This window comes from Streptomyces sp. NPDC029044, assembly GCF_040637495.1.
Classification (GTDB): domain Bacteria; phylum Actinomycetota; class Actinomycetes; order Streptomycetales; family Streptomycetaceae; genus Streptomyces.
In genome coordinates, this window is sequence record NZ_JBEZWN010000003.1 from 13561 (window position 1) to 31588 (window position 18028).

Below are 18028 nucleotides of genomic sequence, written 5' to 3' on the forward strand. Positions count from 1 at the left end.
CCGGACTAGAGGGAGGGCCCGTGACGGCGACCATGCGCATCGGCACGACGACGGATTCCGCCACCTGCACCGGTGAGGAGCTGCCGCAGATCGCCGAACCCCAGAAGCTCGCCCCGCAGGACGCACGCGGGCTGACCGGGCAGTTCCTCGACCGGCTCGCCGTCCTCGAGGAGGGCACGCCCGAATACCAGTACGCCCGCAACACGCTCATCGAGATGAACATGTCGCTGGTGCGCTTCGCGGCCCGCCGGTTCCGCACCAGCGGGCAGTCGATGGAGGACATCGTCCAGGTCGGCGTCATCGGGCTGATCAAGGCCATCGACCGTTTCGAGGTCTCCCGCGAGGTGCAGTTCACCAGCTTCGCGGTGCCGTACATCATCGGCGAGATCAAGCGGTTCTTCCGCGACACGTCCTGGGCCGTGCACGTGCCGCGCCGCCTCCAGGAGGCCCGCACGGAACTCGCCAAGGCCACCGAGGAACTCGCCTCCCGCCTCGGCCGCGCCCCGAAGGTGGCCGAACTGGCCGCCCTGATGAACCTGTCGGAGGAGGAGGTCGTCGAGGCCCAGATCGCCGCCAACGGCTACCTGTCCTCCTCCCTCGACGCGACGGTCACCGGCGACCCCGACGAGAGCGACACGACGCTGTCGGAGTTCATCGGCGAGGAGGACCCGGCCCTCGAACTCGTCGAGGACTTCCACGCCCTGGCCCCCCTCGTCGCCGAACTCGACGAGCGCCAGCGCCTCATCCTCCACCTGCGCTTCGTGGAGGAACTGACCCAGGCGGAGATCGGCGCCCGGCTGGGCATCTCGCAGATGCACGTCTCCCGGCTGATCTCGCGCACCGTGGCCCGACTGCGCTCGGGCATGCTGACCACCGGCTGATCCAGCCCGCACCACCACAAGAGCCCCGGCCCGGAGACGATCTCCGGACCGGGGCTTCCTTGTGGGCACGGTGGGACTCGGCAGGAAAGTGCCGCCCCCTGTGCAGGAAGCTGACATGAGCAACAGGCCCGACGCTGCTGTTCCGATGGCATCGTTTTCTCGTCAGAACGACCCGTCAGGTCAAGGGGGAAAGCAAGTGAACGCGCAGTCCGGGCGACATTCGGTTCGCGTCAGGTCGATCGTCGTCCTGGCCGTGTCCGCGGCCGTGGGCTGGGGGTCGACGGGTACGGCCGGTGCCACCGCGGAGCAGCGGCCCGTGCCGTCGGCGTCAACGCATGCAAACGCTTCGCACGACCTGGTGGGGCGGGCGCTCGGGAAATTCTGCAAGAAGCACACGGGCGACCACTCGCTGCCGCCCGTCAACCGGCTGTGCAAGCCGGTCAACGGCTGGCAGTGAGCTGACGGACCAGAAGAAGAACAACGGGAGAAGAACAGTGAAGAAGGCAATTGCCGGTACCGGTGTGGTTCTCGGCGGCGTCGCCGCCCTGCTCGCCATGCAGGCTCCTGCCCAGGCCGCCGCGCCGTCGGTGACCGCCTCCGCCGTCCAGACGGCCGAGTCGAAGACCGGCGAGAAGCAGCCGATGTGGCTCGGCTCCGTGGCCAAGGCCGCGGTCGTCCACGGCAGGGCGCTGGCCGGCACGCAGGCCATCCGCAGCCAGGTCGGCAACGTGGTCCGGATCGCGAGCCTCGGTTCCGCCCCGGCGGACACCACCAGCAAGGGCGCGCCGTCCGTCGAAGAGGTCTTCGACAAGTGACGAGTCCTCTCGTGATCAGGAGGGTGGTGCTGCTCGGCGGCGCCGCCCTCCTGGGCCTTCACTTCGCTCTCGCCTCCTTCTCCCAAGCCCCTGCCACCCCGTTGAAGGTCCAGCACTTCGACAAGGTGAAGGGCTATCTGAACCCCTACTTCGTACAGAACTGGATGCTCTTCGCGCCGGATCCGCTCGCCGACGACCGTGGCGTGCTGGCCCGCGCCCAGTGCCGGGACGGGAGCGTCACCGACTACCACGACGTCACCACCACCTACGTGCGCAAGGCACAGGAGAGCAGGTTCTTCCCCTCCCGCATGTCACGGCTGGTCTCCGCGCCGATGCAGTCCATCAACGCGACCGACCCGCTGCTCGACCGGCTGCGGGAGAAACACAAGGACGACATCGCCGAGGACCAGAAGGACGGCAAGGGCAAGGTCCGCCTGATGCCGGAGGAGCAGAAGGCGCAGGACAACGCGGTCCGCTTCCTCTCCCGCTACTCGCTGACCCAGATGCCCGGCGCCTGCGACGGTGATCCGCAGCGCATCCAGGTACGCATGTACGTGCGCGAACTGCCGCCCTGGTCGAAGCGCAACGCCCCCGCCAAGGCGGCCAAGGTCACGGCGCAGGTGCAGGACTTCGACTGGCTGAAGGTGGGCGAACTGCGGTGAATACCTCACTCGGCGCTCGGCTGCGCGCCCGGGCGAGCCGTTCCCTGACCTCGCTCGACCGGCTCGGCTCCACGTCGTTCGCCGTCCTGGGAGTCTCCGGCACGCGGGTCCTGCTCGGCTTCGTCGGCTTCATGTTCTACGCCTCGCAGTACGCCGACCGGCACTACCTCTTCGGCCCCTCGGGCGTGGAGTCCTGGAGCCGATTCCGCACGGTTCTGGAGGAGACGGGCACCTTCAGCCTCTACGCGGTCAGCACCTCCACGGCCTGGTTCGAGCTGGTCTTCCACCTCGGCATGCTGCTGGCGCTCGCCGTCACGCTGGGCGTGGGAGGACGGCCGGTGCTGGCCCTGCACTGGGTGTTCCTGTGGTCGGTGTACCAGCGGGACCAGTTCCTGCTCGACGGCGGCGACAACCTGGCGTATCTCGTCATCCCCATGCTGATGCTCACCCGCTGCTACGACCGGTTCTCGCTGACGAGCGGCCTGGCCGGACGGGTCACGGACCGGCTGCCCGCCGGTGTGCGCGCCGCACAGACTCCGCTGCACAACCTGGGCGTGCTCGCCATCGCGGCACAGATCTGCCTCGTGTACGTCACCAGCGGCCTCTACAAGGTGCAGGGCAAGCTGTGGCAGGACGGCACGGCGCTCTTCTACATCATGCGCATCCCCGAGTTCGAACTCCCGGGATTCTCACGGCTGGTGTACGAGAACGACCTGCTGGTGATCGGCGGAACGTACGCCACCACGCTGTTCCTGGTCTACTTCCCGCTGGGCGTGCTCGTGCGGAAGCTGCGCCCCTGGGCGGCCGTGGCGTCGATCGGCTTCCACCTGTCGATCGCCTTCTTCATGGGGCTCACCGGGTTCGCCCTCACGATGGTGGCCTGCGACCTGATCTTCCTGAGCCGGCCGATCGCCGCGGGGATCCGGCTGGCGGGACGTGTCCGCGAACGTGTCGCGGCGTCCGTACGGGAACGGGCCGGATGGCCGGAACAGTCCACTGTCACGGCGGCGCGGACGGCCTCCGCCGAAAATGCAGGCTGATCGTCCAGGGCCGGGCGCAGGCGGCCGGGCCGCCCGTCCGGCCGGGACGTACGACATGAACGGGAGTCAACTGTGGCGATGGTCGGACTGTTCTGGATCACCTCGGACGCGGTGTACGTGGGTGCCCCGCCGGGCACCGAGGGCCGCGCAGTCCGGCTGACAGAGAAGGGCGTGGAGGCCGGCGTGGCCGGTGACCACCGGGTGTGGACGTGGGAGGAACTGCGCTCCGCGACCGTCGAGGGCGCCCCGGTGCACGGCGCTTCCCGTCGACGGCTGGCGCTGGCCGTGGAGATCGTGCTCACGGCCGCACTGGGCGGCACCGGCGAACCGAGTCAGATGCTGCTGCGTCTCGAAACCGCCTCCGGCGCCGAGGAACTGGCCGTCCACTCGGCCGCCGCCGGTGCGTACGACAAGGAGGAGTTCGCCCTCTCCCAGGACCTGCTCGCCCGGTTCGTCGACGGCAGCGCGTCTCCCCGGACGCTCACGGCGTGGGGCCGGGTCGCCGGCCGTACGACCCCGAAGTCGCCCGAGCGTCAGGCGCTGCTGCGGAACTGGACCGGCCGATGAGGTGGTTCCCGCGCCCCGCTCCGCTGTGCGCGATCTCCGGCACCGGCCCCGTACGGGCCGAACACGGTCACGCCCCGGACGCGTACGTGGAGATCGGCTCCGTCACCAAGGTGCTCACCGGAACCCTGCTGGCACGGCTGGCCGACGCCGGGCGGCTCGACCCCGACGACCGGCTGACCGCATGGCTTCCGGCCGTTCCCGCCGGGTCGCAGATCACGCTGCGGCAGTTGGCGGACCACACATCGGGCCTGCCCCGCCTGCACCCGCAGCCGTCGTCGACCGACCCCCGCGACCCCTACGCCACCCTCGACTCCGAGGAGTTCGACAGGATTCTGCGGCAGCTCGACACGATCGCCGCGCGGAAGCCGGGCGCGGGCGAGGAGTACTCCAACCTCGGCTACGCCGTCCTCGGCGCCGCCCTGGAGGCGGCCGGCCGTGGCCCGTACGAGGAACTGCTGCGCACGTACGTGCTCGCGCCGCTCGGCGTCGACGAGGTCACCGCCGACCCGCCCGCCGACCGGACGCTGACCGCCCGCGGCCTGTTCGGGCGGCCCCGCGCCCCCTGGACCATGACCGGACCGATCCTGCCCGCGGGCGGCCTGTGGGCCACCCCCCGGGCCGTGGCGGAGCTGGTGAAGGGCATGCTGGTGGACCGTGCGCTGGGCGAACCCGCGGTGTCCTGGCAGAGCGCGGGCGAGCTGCGCTGGCACAACGGAACGACACGGGACGCGTCCGTCTTCGCCGGGGCCTTTCCCGGCACCACCGCCTGGGCAGTCGTGCACCGGCTCGGCGGCCGGCCCGACCGGACGGACCGGGCCGGACTGAAACTGCTCGCCGAGGCGAAGAAGGCCTCGCAGGACCGAGGAGCCGAGAGGCCGGCAGCCGGATGACGAACTGCGACGTCGCCGTCGTCGGCAGCGGCCCCAACGGACTCGCCGCCGCGGTCACCATGGCCCGCGCCGGTCTGCGCGTCGAAATCCGCGAACGTGCCGACGCCATCGGCGGCGGACTGCGCACCGCCCCACTGTTCGACAGCGAGGTCGTGCACGACATCTGCGCCGCGGTGCACCCCATGGCCCCCGCCTCGCCGTTCTTCCGCGAGTTCGGCCTCGCCGCCCGCGGGGTGGAACTCCTCCACCCCCCGATCGCCTACGCCCAAGTCCTCGACGAGCGAACCGTCGCACTGGCGCACCGCGACCTCGCGGCCACCTGCGCCGGACTCGGCGCCGACGGTGTCCGGTGGCGCAGGCTCATGGAGCCCCTGGTCGCACACAGCACAGGCGTCGTCGACTTCATCCTGTCCGGGCAGCGTTCCTGGCCCGACGACCTCGCCGCCCCGGCTCTGTTGGCGCCGCGCGTCCTGCGCCACGGCAGCCCCTTCCACGGGTTCGCGACCGAGGAGGCGGCCGCGCTGCTCACCGGCGTGGCCGCGCACGCGGTCGGACGACTGCCCAGCCTCGCCTCCGGCGCCACGGCTCTGCTGCTCGGGCACCTCGGCCACAGCACGGGGTGGCCGCTGCCGAAGGGCGGCAGCGGCGTCATCGCCCGCGCCCTCGCCGACGACCTGGTGGCGCACGGCGGCCGCATCCGCACGGGAGCGCCTGTCGCCGACGTGCGGGAGGTGCAGGGCGCACGCGCCGTTCTGCTGGACGTGGCGCCGAAGGGGTTCCTCGCCCTCGCCGGGGACAGGCTGCCGACCCGCTACGCAAAGGCCCTGGCGCGCTTCCGGTACGGCCCCGGCGCGGCGAAGGCGGACTTCCTGGTCTCCGCGCCGATCCCCTGGCGCGACCCCGGGGTCGGCCGCGCGGGCACGGTTCACCTCGGTGGCAGCCGCGCCACGATGCTGCGGCAGGAGACCCTCGCAGCGCGCGGTGTCCCGACCGCCGAACCGTTCGTCATGCTCGTCGACCCCGCCGTCACCGACCCCCGACGCGAGGTGCGGGGCAGGCGGCCGGTCTGGGCGTACGCGCACGTACCGAACGGCGACACGCGTGATCCGCTGCCGATGATCCGGGCCGCGATCGAGCGGCACGCTCCCGGCTTCACGGACACGGTCCTGGCCGAACGGGCCGTCACCGCCGCGGACTTCGAGGCGTACAACCCGAACTACGTGGGCGGCGACATCCTGGCGGGGGCCATGACGCTCACCCAGTCGCTGCTGCGCCCCGTGCCCCGGTTCGACCCCTACCGCACCCCGCTGCGCGGGGTGTACCTGTGCTCGGCGTCCACACCGCCCGGACCCGGCGTGCACGGCATGTCCGGCTACTGGGCTGCGCGTTCCGCCCTGCGGCGCGAGTTCGGCATCCGCACCGCTCCGGTTCTCGGCCCCGCGTCATGAGCGGCGGGAGCAGCGGCCCCGAGGCGGAGATCCATGTCGTGCGCGTGGCCGCGGACTCGCCCGCCGCTCCCCTGGTGGTGATCCGCCTGCTGGCCCTGCTGCCACCGGAGTGGCCCTGCTCCACGCAGGTGTCGGCGGACCGGATCACACTGCGGGTCGGGGCCGGTCCGGATCCGGCACGCGCGGCCGTGGCCGCGGCGCTGCGGGACCGCACGCTGCGCGGCTGGTCCCTGCCCGACGCGGGGCCCGTCTGCTGACCTCTGCCCGCTCCGGGTCTGCGGGTGCCGCTCCGGCAGGGCGTGGCGTTCACGCACAGGCGCTCACCGGTGAGGGGTCAGATCCAGCCGCGCTCGCGGGCCAGGAGAGCGGCCTGCGGCCGCCCCGCCGCGCCGAGCAGCTGCATCAGGTCGGCCACGTGGCGGCGGTAGGTGCGGACGGAGATGCCAAGCTCGCGGGCGCCTATCTCGTCCTTGCTGACCCGGCACATCGATTCCAGGACGCGCTGTTCCAGCTCGGTCGGCTGGTCGCGGCCGTCGCCGCCCTCGTCGTACGGCGGAAGGGGCTCCGCCTCGCTCCAGATCTTCTCGAACAGGGCGAGCACATTGGCGACGAGACCGTCCTCACGGACGAGCAGTGCGCCGCGTGCGGTGTCGTCGGGGTCCACGGGCACCAGGGCGATGCTGCGGTCGTAGACGAGGATGCGCTCGGTGACGGTCTGCGCGACCCGGATCTGCGCGCCCTGCGAAGCGAGTTCGCGCAGGTAGCCGACGGTGGGGGGATGGTCGAGCGCCGTGGACGGCAAAACGCTGCGGATCCGCACGCCGCGCCGCAGGCAGCGCTGGTCGAGCGGACGGGCGTGGGCGATGTTCTCAGGCGTCAGCTCGACGTACGGCTCGACCGAGAGGATCTCCTCGCGTGCGAAGAAGGCCAGGTCGTCGATCCGGGCGCGGATGCGCCCGACGTCCGCCAGCCGCTCGATGCGCGGAGCGGAAACGGCCTCCTGCGGCTGCTCCTGACGCAGCTCGGCGACCAGGTGCCGGGCTTGCGTGACCCGGGCAAGCTCCCTGTGGAGCTCCCGCAGACACAGGTCGGTGAGGCGCTCCACGGTGGTCTCCGGGTCCGCGGCTGCGAACGCGCCCGGTCCGGTGTGGTGCAGCACCCCCAGCGTGCACAGGCGGCGCACACTCTCGCCCACCTCACGCTGATCCAGTCCCAGCAGTGCGTGGATCTCGTCGTCGGAGGTGTCCGGATTCCTCAGGAAGTGCCGGTACACGGCCTCTTCAGGGGCGGAGAGCCCGAGCCCGGACATGTCTGATCCCATTTGCCTCGCCCCCATTCATACGCAGCCCCGACCGGCCCTGCGCACGGCGGACGGGATGGTCGGTCCCGCCCCGGCGCGAGGCCGCTTCGCGACCGGGAGTCTAACCCGCGCGAACACCGGGCGAGTTCGGCGTCGGGTGGGCCACGCCGTCCGACAAGGGGCACCTCAAGAGAAGTCGTCGACAGGCTCCGCAGCGCATGCAGGGCCGCAGGGAGTACGCGAGCAGCACGGCGGCGTCGTAGCCGGCGGGGGCCCGGTCCGTGATGCGGGGGCTGGGCGCGCCGAGGAAGCGGGGGACGCCACGTCCCCCATTCCTGCCGTAGGACCGCGCGGACTGTGGGGACACCGCTTGCGAGGTCCAGGTCGGCGGACAGCCGTCGCGGGCACATCCGCTCACGCATCGCTCAGGCATGGCCCCGAAAACGAAGCAGCGCCCGACCCGACCGAAGTCGGCTCAGGCGCTGCACAGCAGGTCAGAGGGGGTGACCCCTCTCCCGCGCCGGTAGGCCCTGTGGGACTCGAACCCACAACCAATGGATTAAAAGTCCACTGCTCTGCCAATTGAGCTAAGGGCCCAGGCGATGTCGCCCCCACGAGCATAGCCGGACGATGCCGAGACTCCGATCGGGTATCGGGGTCCCGGCCCTGCCGGCGGGACGAACTGGGCCGATGAGGGGCATGAACCGGCCCGTCCGGGCGTGTCAGCGCGCCCCCCGCGGAGCCCGCGCCGGAAACGACGGAGCGCCGTGGCCCGCCCGTTGGGACGGAGCACGGCGCTCCTCATGCGCTGATGTCAGCCGTTGCGCTTCCAGCGCGGCTTGTCCTCGCGGCGCTGGAAGGACGAGCCACCGCGGTGGTCGTCACGACGGCCGTACGGGCGGTCGTGGCCCGGACGGTCGTGGCCGCCGGAGCGGAAGCCCGGACGGTCGTCACGACGGTCCCGGTTGAAGGGACGGTCGCTGCCCCGGTGCCCACCGCGCTCGTCACGGCGGAAGCCGCCACGGTCACGGTCGCGGTTGAACCCGCCGCGGTCGTCACGACGCTCGAACGAACGGCCGCCCCGGTCGTCACGACGCTCGAAAAAACGCCCACCACGGTCCCCGCCACGGTCACCACGGTCGTCACGGCGGAAGCCACCGCGCTCGCCCCGGTCACCACGGTCGGCCCGGTCGTCACGGCGGAAGCCGCCGCGGTCCCGGTCGCGGTCGAAGGAACGGCCACCACGGTCCCGGTCACGGTCGCGGTTGAACCCGCCGCGGTCGTCACGACGCTCGAACGAACGGCCGCCACGGTCGTCACGACGCTCGAAGGAACGCCCACCACGGTCCCCGCCACGGTCACCACGGTCGCCCCGGTCGTCACGGCGGAAGCCACCGCGCTCGTCGCGCCGCTCCCGGCGCTCGTACGGAGCGGAGGACTCGGGACGCTCCTCGCGCTCCACGTCCTTCGCGGTCGGCTGCTCGGGCACCGACACCTCGACGGCGGCCGCGGCCTCCCCGGCCTCCTGGGCCACCACGTCACCGGGCTCCTCGCCCCGCTCACGCGCGACCCGGGCCAGCAGCCGGTCGGACTCCTCACGCAGCTCGTTCGCGCGCCGCTGCGCCCGCTCCAGCTCCTTGGTGAGCTGGGCGACCTCACGCTCGGCCTGCTGCGCGGCATTGCCCACGGACTCGGCCTGCACCTCGGTCATCGACCGGGCACCGGTGATCTCGGCGACCTCCGGGTCGAAGGCGCCGGCGCCCTGGATGATGTGACGCCCGGCGTCGACACCCGCGTCCTCCATCAGCCGGAAGATCTGACGCCGCTGGTGCGGCAGCGACAGCGACACCACCGTGCCCGTGCGGCCGGCACGCGCGGTGCGGCCCGCCCGGTGCAGGTAGTCCTTGTGGTCACCGGCCGGGTCCACGTTCAGCACCAGGTCGATGCCGTCGACGTGGATACCGCGGGCGGCGACGTCGGTCGCGACGAGCACGTTGACGTACCCGTCCTTGAAGTCGGCCAGGGTCCGCGTACGCGCACCCTGCGTCATGCCGCCGTGCAGCGCGTCGGCCTTCACACCGGCATCCCGCAGCTGCTCGGCGACACGGTCGGCGCCCAGCTGGGTGCGGACGAAGATGATCGTGCGGCCCTTGCGGGAGGCGATCGCGGCAGTGACCGGCGCCTTGTCCTTGGGCTTCACGATGAGGATGTGGTGCGACATGGTCGTCACGGCACCCTGGGCGGCGTCGACCTCGTGGCTGACCGGGTTGTCCAGGTACCGGTCGACGAGGGTCTTGATCTCGTTCTCCATCGTCGCGGAGAACAGCATCCGCTGACCGCCCGCGGGGACCTGGTCGAGCAGCTCGGTGACCTCGGGCATGAAGCCCAGGTCGGACATCTGGTCGGCCTCGTCGAGAACGGCGATCTGCACGTTCTCCAGCGAGCAGGCGCCGCGGTTGATGATGTCGCGCAGGCGGCCCGGAGTGGCGACGAGGATGTCGACGCCCCGCTCCAGGGCGTAGATCTGGTTGCCCATCGACGTACCGCCGCAGACGACCTTCATCTTCAGGCCGAGGACGTCGCCGTAGGGCTGGAGCGCGTCGGCGACCTGCATGGCGAGCTCACGCGTCGGCGTCAGGATGACGGCACGCGGCTTGTGCTTCTCGGTACGGCCGCCGGCCAGCGTGGCCAGGGTCGGCAGACCGAACGACAGGGTCTTGCCGGAGCCGGTGCGGCCACGGCCGAGGATGTCCTTGCCGGCCAGCGCGTCCGGAATGGTCGCGGCCTGGATCGGGAAGGGGGTGGTCACGCCGTTCTGCGCGAGCTTGCGCACGACGCCTTCGGGGAGACCGAGGTCCGCGAAGGTGACCTCGGGGGCGTCCTCGGTTGCCTCGTTCTCGGGCACGACGACGTGATCAGTACTGGCGATGGACATGCGAATGCGAAACCTTCCGGAGTCTCAGTCGGCACGCGCCCGTCAACTCCGTGATTCGCGATTCGCAATACGACCGCCTCAATGCGGTCCACCACGGCAAGGGAGAGTACGCGCCACACGGCGCGCTCTGCAGTGGCGCCGGGCAAGATGGGATCAAACGATCTGCCACCATACGCACTCCGGGCCCCACAAGGCAAACCGGACTGTGCAGGAGACAGCGGTCCGCCGTCCGGCGACCGGACGGCTTCCCGACGACTCCAACCACCCTCCGGCCGGGATTGTTCCCGCCCCGGGAGGAAAACTTCCGGCACCCTCCGCCCCCTTACGCCGGTGACCCCGCCGCCGGCGCCGGCTCCCGCTGGGCGAGCTGCGGCCCCGGCGGCTCGTGCGCCGACGACGACGGCTCCGGCGTCGGCTCCGGAGACGTCGTCGGCTCCGGCGGCGTCGGCGTGGGCTCCGGTTCGGCCGTCCGGGTGGGCGTCGGCGGAGCCGGCGGTTTCGCCGTGGGCCGCGGCGGCTTCCCCGGCTTGACATGCCCCGGCGCCGTCGGGCTCGCGTCAGCGCTCGGCGACGCCTCGGGGGACGCCGATGCCCCCGCCCCGCCCCCCTTGCCCTTCTTGTCCTTCGCGCCCTTGCCGCGCCTCCGCTCCCCCTCGGCCCCGGCCGGGCCGAACCCGGCGCCACCACCCGACACCGCCGGGCCGCCGTCGGGCGCCTCGCCGCCCCGCTGCCCGGCGGAGTGCGACGGCTTGACGCTCCCACCCGCATCGTCGCCGACGCTCATGCAGCCGGCGGCAGCAGCGACCGCCACGACCGTGGCGGCCAGTCGGACGGGTACGTACAAGGGGCGCACGGGGCCACCTCCGGAAAGGGTGATGGAGTCAACACCTCCAACTCCCGCCGCCCACAAGAGGACACGCGCCCCGCATTCACAACCCGGTCAGCCGTAACCCAGGGCGTGAAGGCGCTCGTCGTCGATGCCGAAGTGGTGCGCGATCTCGTGCACCACAGTGATCTCCGTCTCCGCGACGACGTCCTCCCGCGACTCGCACATCCGCAGCGTCGGATTCCGGTAGACGGTGATCCGGTCCGGCAGCACACCGGCGTACCACTCACCCCGGTCCGTCAGCGGAGTCCCCTCGTACAGGCCGAGCAACTCGGGATCGTCCGCCGGCGGATCGTCCTCGACGAACACCGCGACGTTGTCCATCAGTCGGGTCAACTCCGGCGGAATCCGGTCGAGCGCCTCGGCGACCAGCTCCTCGAACTCCTCACGCGTCATCTCCAGCACCAGCCCATTGTCGGCCACACCCCCGCCGTACGAGAGCCTCCCGGCGCCGCATATCCGGCCGCGCACTTGGGCATACGGGATCAATGGCCCGCGTCCCCGCCGCAGTCCTGAGCGTCCTGAACCCCATCCGCAACGCCCCGCGCGCCCTGGCCCGCCACTACCGCTCCCGCCAGGCCCCCGCCACGATCGAGCTCGTGGCACAGCCGCACCCGTGGACCCGCGCGGTGGGACTCGTCGCCGTCGTCCTCCTCGGCGCCTGGCTGGGCCTGCTGGTCGTGGGCAACGTCCGGGTCCCGGTGGGCCCCATGAACACCACCATGACCCTGCGCCCGTCCTTCACCGGCGGCACGAAGATCAACATCTCGCCACTCGGCGCCCTGGAACTGAACAGCCACATCGCCCCCGTCCGGCTCGACGTCAACGTCGACCAGCTCGACCCCGACCGCTCCCAAGCCCTGGTCGACCACCCCGAACGCCTCTCCGGCCTCCAGGACGAGGTCACCGAGGACGTCGGCCGCGGCACCCTGGACCTGGCCGTGCGCTCCGGCGTCGCGGTCGTCGTCGGCGCCACCGCCCTGGGCCTCGCCGTCTACCGGCGCCCCCGCCGCGCGATGGCCGCCGGCGGCCTCGCCCTCACCCTGCTCGCCGCCTCGGGCGGCACCGCCTACGCCACCTGGCGCCCCGACTCCGTCCTGGAACCCAAGTTCTCCGGCCTGCTCACCTCGGCCCCCTCCCTGGTCGGCAACGCCCGCAGCATCGTCACGGAATTCGACGTCTACCAGAAGGAGTTGGCCCGCCTGGTCACCAACGTGACCAAGCTCTACGACGCCACCTCGACACTCCCCGCCTACGCGCCCGACCCCTCCACGATCCGGGTCCTGCACGTCTCCGACATCCACCTGAACCCGGCGAGCTGGAAGATCATCGCCTCGCTCGTGGAGCAGTACAAGGTCGACGTGATCGTCGACTCGGGCGACACGATGGACCACGGCACGGCCGCCGAGAACGGCTTCCTGGACCCCATCGAGGACCTCGGGGCCCCCTACGTCTGGGTCCGCGGCAACCACGACTCGATGATCACCCAGCGCTATCTGCAGGGCCTGAAGAACGTGCACGTCCTGGACGAAGGCAAGGCGAAGACGATCAAGGGCCTGCGCTTCGCCGGCATCGGCGACCCGCAGTTCACTCCCGACCGCTCCCGGCAGATCGGCGCCCGCCAGTCCCAGGAACTGGCCGGCGCCCGTCTGGCCACCGCCCTGCGCGACCAGAGGGCGGCCGGCACCCCGGTGGACGTCGCCATCGCCCACGAGCCGGCCGCCGCCCGCGGAGTCGACGGCGAGGTCCCCCTCGTCCTGGCCGGCCACCTCCACCACGACGAGATGGAGATCCTCAAGTACGGCACCCGGCTCCGCATCGAGGGCTCCACGGGCGGCAGCGGCCTGCGCGCCATCGAGGGCAAGCACCCCGACCCCATCGAGGCGTCGATCCTCTACTTCGACCGGGACACCCGCCATCTCCAGGCCTGGGACGAGATCGAACTGGGCGGTCTCGGCCTCACGACGGCCGAGGTCAGCCGCCACCTCCCCAAGGAGAACCAGCCCGGCGCCACCCCCTCCCCGAGCACCCCCACGGAGACCACCCCGTCACCCTCCCCCTAAACCGTTTTGGCGATAGCTCCCGCCATCCCATATGCTTCTCACGTCCCCGACGCGCTGAGAAGCGCCCAGGCGGGCCGATAGCCCTCATCGTCTAGCGGCCTAGGACGCCGCCCTTTCAAGGCGGTAGCACGGGTTCGAATCCCGTTGGGGGCACGCACCACCCTGTGCGACACTGTCGTACGAAGCTTGGTCCTGTGGAGCAGTTTGGAGTGCTCGCCACCCTGTCAAGGTGGAGGCCGCGGGTTCAAATCCCGTCAGGACCGCTGAGGTTTCACGTGAAACCTCGTGGCTGGGTAGCTCAGTTGGTACGAGCGATCGCCTGAAAAGCGATAGGTCGCCGGTTCGACCCCGGCCCCAGCCACAACAGCCCTCACCAGGGCTTGAGCCCCTCCCCGATGCATTCGGGGAGGGGCTCTTTCTGCTGTGAGCGGGAATTCCGGCTCAGGCTGCGGGCCGGTTCGCAGCCGAGCGGCGCGTGCACGTCCTGGTACCGACCAGGGCCGGTACGCGTCAGGACAAAAGCGTTAGCCATCAAATTCGGCGGGATGAGATCCTGGATCCCGTATGTCTACGCACCCCGCCCCCGCCCTCGGCGCCCTCGCCCCCCGCCTGACCGAGCTGTCCCTGCGTGATGCGCACCGGCTCGGGCGCAGGCTCGAAGGTGCGCGCAAGATCCGTAAGCCGGAGGCGCGGGCCGCCGTGCTCGCCGAGATCGAGGCGGAGGTCGGCAGGGCAGAGGAACGGATGGCCGGGCGGCGTGCCCTCGTGCCCGGGGTGACGTACCCGGAGCAGCTGCCGGTCAGCCAGAAGAAGGACGCGATCGCCGACGCCATCCGCGACCACCAGGTCGTGATCGTCGCGGGTGAGACGGGCTCCGGCAAGACGACGCAGATCCCCAAGATCTGCCTGGAGCTCGGGCGCGGCGTACGCGGCATGATCGGGCACACGCAGCCGCGCAGGATCGCCGCGCGCACGGTGGCCGAGCGGGTCGCCGAGGAGCTGGACACCCCGCTCGGCGGGGCCGTCGGCTGGAAGGTGCGCTTCACCGACCAGGTCGACCCGGACGCCACCTTCGTCAAGCTCATGACGGACGGCATCCTGCTCGCCGAGATTCAGACCGACCGCGAGCTGCGCGCCTACGACACGATCATCATCGACGAGGCCCACGAGCGGTCCCTCAACATCGACTTCCTGCTGGGCTACCTCGCCCAGCTGCTGCCCAAGCGTCCGGACCTCAAGGTCGTCATCACGTCGGCCACGATCGACCCGGAGCGGTTCTCGCGGCATTTCGGCGACGCCCCGATCATCGAGGTCAGCGGCCGTACGTATCCCGTGGAGGTGCGCTACCGGCCGCTGCTGGAGGAGGACGGCGACGACGCCGACCGGGACCAGATCACCGCGATCACCGATGCCGTGGAGGAGCTCCAGAAGGAGGGCAAGGGCGACATCCTCGTCTTCCTCTCCGGTGAGCGGGAGATCAGGGACACGGCGGACGCCCTCACCAAGAAGAACTACCGGTTCACGGAGATCCTGCCGCTCTACGCCCGGCTCTCCCACGCGGAGCAGCACCGGGTCTTCCAGCAGCACACCGGCCGCAGGATCGTTCTGGCCACGAATGTCGCCGAGACGTCGCTGACCGTGCCGGGCATCAAGTATGTGATCGACCCGGGTTTCGCGCGGATCTCGCGTTACAGCCACCGCACCAAGGTCCAGCGGCTGCCCATCGAGCCGGTCTCGCAGGCCAGTGCCAATCAGCGCAAGGGCCGCTGCGGCCGTACCTCGGACGGCATCTGCATCCGTCTGTACAGCGAGGACGACTTCGAGGCCCGCCCGGAGTTCACGGACGCGGAGATCCTCCGGACGAACCTGGCCTCCGTGATCCTTCAGATGACCGCGGCCGGCCTCGGCGACATCGAGAAGTTCCCCTTCATCGACCCGCCGGACCACCGCAACATCCGCGACGGCGTCCAGCTGCTCCAGGAGCTGAACGCCCTGGACCCGGCGCAGAAGGACCCGCGCAAGCGGCTCACGGAGACCGGCCGCAAGCTGGCCCAGCTGCCCGTCGACCCCCGGCTGGCCCGGATGGTCCTGGAGGCGGACAAGAACGGCTGTGTGCGCGAGGTCATGGTCATAGCCGCCGCGCTGTCCATCCAGGACCCGCGCGAGCGCCCCGCCGACAAGCAGACCCAGGCCGATCAGCAGCACGCCCGCTTCAAGGACGAGACCAGCGACTTCCTGGCCTATCTCAACCTCTGGCGCTATGTCCGTGAGCAGCAGAAGGAGCGCGGGTCGTCCTCGTTCCGCAGGATGTGCAAGCAGGAGTACCTGAACTTCCTTCGCATCCGCGAATGGCAGGACATCTACACGCAGTTGCGCACGGTCGCGAAGCAGATGGGCATCCACCTCAACGAGGACGACGCCCCGGCCGACCGCGTCCATGTCTCCCTCCTGGCCGGCCTGCTGTCGCACGTCGGTATGAAGGACGTCAAGGAAGGCGCCAAGAACGAGTATCTGGGGGCGCGCAACGCGAAGTTCGCGGTCTTCCCGGGTTCGGCCCTGTTCAAGAAGCCGCCGCGTTTCGTGATGTCCGCCGAGCTCGTCGAGACGTCCCGCCTGTGGGCCCGCGTCAACGCGAGGATCGAACCCGAGTGGGTCGAGCCGCTCGCGGCGCACCTCGTCAAGCGCACGTACAGCGAACCGCACTGGGAGAAGGACCAGGCCGCGGTGATGGCGTACGAGAAGGTCACACTGTACGGCGTGCCGATCGTGGCGCAGCGGAAGGTCAACTACGGGCGGATCGACCCGGAGATCAGCCGTGAGCTGTTCATCCGGAACGCGCTGGTCGAGGGTGACTGGCGCACGCACCACAAGTTCTTCTCGGACAACCGCCGCCTTCTCACCGAGGTCGAGGAGCTGGAGCACCGCGCCCGGCGCCGGGACATCCTGGTCGACGACGAGACGCTGTTCGACTTCTACGACCAGCGGATCCCCGAACACGTCGTCTCCGGGGCCCACTTCGACTCGTGGTGGAAGCACAAGCGGCACGAACAGCCCGACTTCCTCGATTTCGAGCGCGAGATGCTCATCAACGAGAAGGCGGGCGAGGTCACCAAGGCGGACTATCCCGACTCGTGGCGGCAGGGGAACCTGAAGTTCCGGGTGACGTACCAGTTCGAGCCGGGCGCGGACGCCGACGGCGTGACCGTCCACATCCCGCTCCAGGTCCTCAACCAGGTCACGGACGAGGGCTTCGACTGGCAGATCCCGGGGCTGCGCGAGGAGCTGGTGACGGAGCTGATCCGGTCCCTGCCCAAGCCGATCCGCCGGAACTACGTCCCGGCGCCGAACTTCGCGAAGGCGTTCCTGGACCGGGCGGTTCCTCTCCAGGAGCCCCTCACCACGACGATGACCCGCGAGCTGCGGCTCATGGTGGGTGTGCCCTTCGAGGCGGACGACTTCGACCTGGCCAAGGTCCCCGACCACTTGAAGGTCACGTTCCGGATCGTCGACGAGCGGCGCCGCAAACTGGCCGAGGACAAGGACCTGGAGGCACTGAAGCTCAAGCTGCGCCCGAAGGCCCGCAAGGCCCTCTCCCAGGCGGCCGCGGCGACGGCCGAGCGCTCGGGCGGCGAGTTGCTGGAGCGCTCCGGCGTGACCGACTGGACGATCGGCACCCTCACCCGCGTCTTCGAGACCCGCCGGGCGGGTCAGCCGGTCAAGGCGTACCCGGCGCTGGTCGACGACGGCGACACGGTCTCCGTACGTCTCTTCGACACGGAGGCCGAGCAGCAGCAGGCGATGTGGAAGGGCACGCGCCGGCTGATCCTGCGCAACATCCCGGTGAACCCGGCGAAATTCGCGAGCGATCGCCTGACGAACGCGCAGAAGCTGGCGCTGTCCGCGAATCCGCACGGCTCGGTCCAGGGTCTGTTCGACGACTGTGCGATGGCCGCGGCGGACAAGCTGATCGGGGACTTCGGCGGGCCCGCCTGGGACGAGGAGTCGTACCGGAAGCTGTACGACAAGGTGCGCGCCGAGATCGTCGACACGACGGTCCGCACGGTGGGGCAGGTGCAGCAGGTCCTGGCCGCCTGGCAGGCCTGTGAGCGCCGTCTGAAGGCCGTACGCAGCCCCGCGCTGGCGGCGAACCTCCAGGACGTGCGGGGGCAGCTGGACGCGCTGGTGAAGCCCGGCTTCGTGACGGAGGCGGGGCTGCGGCGGATGCCGGACCTGATGCGCTACCTGGTGGCGGCCGACCGGCGGCTCCAGCAGATGCCGACGAACGTCCAGCGGGACACCACGCGCATGCAGAAGGTCCATGAGATGCAGGACGAGTACGCCTGGCTCCTGGAGCAGATGCCGCAGGGCCGGCCGGTCCCGTCGTCGGTCCTGGACATCCGCTGGATGATCGAGGAGCTCCGGGTCAGCTATTTCGCCCACGCGCTGGGCACGGCGTACCCCGTTTCCGACAAGCGGATCGTGAAGGCGATCGACGCGGCGGCACCGTGACGGGAGCTGCACGCAGGGTGAGTTCGACCCTG

The 18028-nt window shown here is 70.7% G+C and carries 15 protein-coding genes and 4 tRNA genes; 14 read left to right on the top strand and 5 right to left on the bottom strand.

The window, feature by feature from the left end; genetic code table 11:
- Window positions 1–20: 20 nt before the first annotated feature.
- The 9 genes from AB0E85_RS03450 to AB0E85_RS03490 all read left to right on the top strand — a co-directional run bounded on the left by AB0E85_RS03450 (window position 21) and on the right by AB0E85_RS03490 (window position 6560).
- Window positions 21–881, top strand: a complete 861-nt coding sequence (locus AB0E85_RS03450; protein ID WP_306927259.1) for an RNA polymerase sigma factor SigF — start codon at window positions 21–23, stop codon at window positions 879–881.
- 115 nt (window positions 882–996) lie between these two features.
- A complete protein-coding gene (locus tag AB0E85_RS03455; protein WP_361921972.1) occupies window positions 997–1338 on the top strand; it encodes a hypothetical protein in 342 nt (113 codons plus the stop codon).
- A gap of 37 nt (window positions 1339–1375) precedes the next feature.
- On the top strand, window positions 1376–1696 hold the full coding sequence (locus AB0E85_RS03460; protein ID WP_361921974.1) for a hypothetical protein: 321 nt from the start codon (window positions 1376–1378) through the stop codon (window positions 1694–1696).
- A complete protein-coding gene (locus AB0E85_RS03465; protein ID WP_361921976.1) occupies window positions 1693–2358 on the top strand; it encodes a DUF5819 family protein in 666 nt (221 codons plus the stop codon). Before AB0E85_RS03460 ends, AB0E85_RS03465 begins: the two co-directional genes overlap by 4 nt.
- Complete coding sequence (locus tag AB0E85_RS03470; protein ID WP_361921978.1) at window positions 2355–3398, top strand: HTTM domain-containing protein; 1044 nt, start codon at window positions 2355–2357, stop codon at window positions 3396–3398. The genes AB0E85_RS03465 and AB0E85_RS03470 overlap by 4 nt, the downstream gene beginning before the upstream one ends.
- Window positions 3399–3470: 72 nt before the next feature.
- Complete coding sequence (locus tag AB0E85_RS03475; protein ID WP_361921980.1) at window positions 3471–3965, top strand: hypothetical protein; 495 nt, start codon at window positions 3471–3473, stop codon at window positions 3963–3965.
- Window positions 3962–4855, top strand: a complete 894-nt coding sequence (locus AB0E85_RS03480) for a serine hydrolase domain-containing protein (protein WP_361921982.1) — start codon at window positions 3962–3964, stop codon at window positions 4853–4855. Before AB0E85_RS03475 ends, AB0E85_RS03480 begins: the two co-directional genes overlap by 4 nt.
- Complete coding sequence (locus tag AB0E85_RS03485) at window positions 4852–6303, top strand: NAD(P)/FAD-dependent oxidoreductase (RefSeq protein WP_361921984.1); 1452 nt, start codon at window positions 4852–4854, stop codon at window positions 6301–6303. The genes AB0E85_RS03480 and AB0E85_RS03485 overlap by 4 nt, the downstream gene beginning before the upstream one ends.
- Window positions 6300–6560: a hypothetical protein gene (locus AB0E85_RS03490; protein ID WP_361921985.1), complete on the top strand. Its 261-nt coding sequence runs from the start codon at window positions 6300–6302 to the stop codon at window positions 6558–6560. The genes AB0E85_RS03485 and AB0E85_RS03490 overlap by 4 nt, the downstream gene beginning before the upstream one ends.
- 77 nt (window positions 6561–6637) lie before the next feature.
- On the opposite strand, the gene AB0E85_RS03495 is transcribed toward AB0E85_RS03490, so the two are convergent.
- The 5 genes from AB0E85_RS03495 to AB0E85_RS03515 form a co-directional block, all read right to left on the bottom strand.
- A complete protein-coding gene (locus AB0E85_RS03495; RefSeq protein ID WP_361921987.1) occupies window positions 6638–7624 on the bottom strand; it encodes a helix-turn-helix transcriptional regulator in 987 nt (328 codons plus the stop codon).
- A 503-nt stretch (window positions 7625–8127) separates the two neighbouring features.
- Window positions 8128–8200, bottom strand: a tRNA-Lys gene (locus tag AB0E85_RS03500).
- A gap of 217 nt (window positions 8201–8417) precedes the next feature.
- Window positions 8418–10538: a DEAD/DEAH box helicase gene (locus AB0E85_RS03505; RefSeq protein WP_361921989.1), complete on the bottom strand. Its 2121-nt coding sequence runs from the start codon at window positions 10536–10538 to the stop codon at window positions 8418–8420.
- 322 nt (window positions 10539–10860) lie between these two features.
- Complete coding sequence (locus tag AB0E85_RS03510) at window positions 10861–11391, bottom strand: hypothetical protein (RefSeq protein WP_361921991.1); 531 nt, start codon at window positions 11389–11391, stop codon at window positions 10861–10863.
- Window positions 11392–11478: 87 nt separating this feature from the next.
- Complete coding sequence (locus tag AB0E85_RS03515) at window positions 11479–11829, bottom strand: metallopeptidase family protein (RefSeq protein WP_361922381.1); 351 nt, start codon at window positions 11827–11829, stop codon at window positions 11479–11481.
- A gap of 83 nt (window positions 11830–11912) precedes the next feature.
- Between AB0E85_RS03515 and AB0E85_RS03520 the strand changes: the two genes are divergently transcribed.
- From AB0E85_RS03520 to hrpA, 5 genes are all read left to right on the top strand, one after another.
- Window positions 11913–13487, top strand: a complete 1575-nt coding sequence (locus AB0E85_RS03520; RefSeq protein WP_361921993.1) for a metallophosphoesterase — start codon at window positions 11913–11915, stop codon at window positions 13485–13487.
- Between the two features lie 80 nt (window positions 13488–13567).
- Window positions 13568–13640, top strand: a tRNA-Glu gene (locus tag AB0E85_RS03525).
- Window positions 13641–13675: 35 nt separating this feature from the next.
- Window positions 13676–13750, top strand: a tRNA-Asp gene (locus AB0E85_RS03530).
- Between the two features lie 24 nt (window positions 13751–13774).
- Window positions 13775–13848 (top strand) — tRNA-Phe (locus tag AB0E85_RS03535).
- 203 nt (window positions 13849–14051) lie between these two features.
- Entirely contained in the window at window positions 14052–17996 is a 3945-nt protein-coding gene (gene hrpA / locus AB0E85_RS03540) for an ATP-dependent RNA helicase HrpA (RefSeq protein WP_361921995.1), read from the top strand.
- Window positions 17997–18028: the final 32 nt, after the last annotated feature.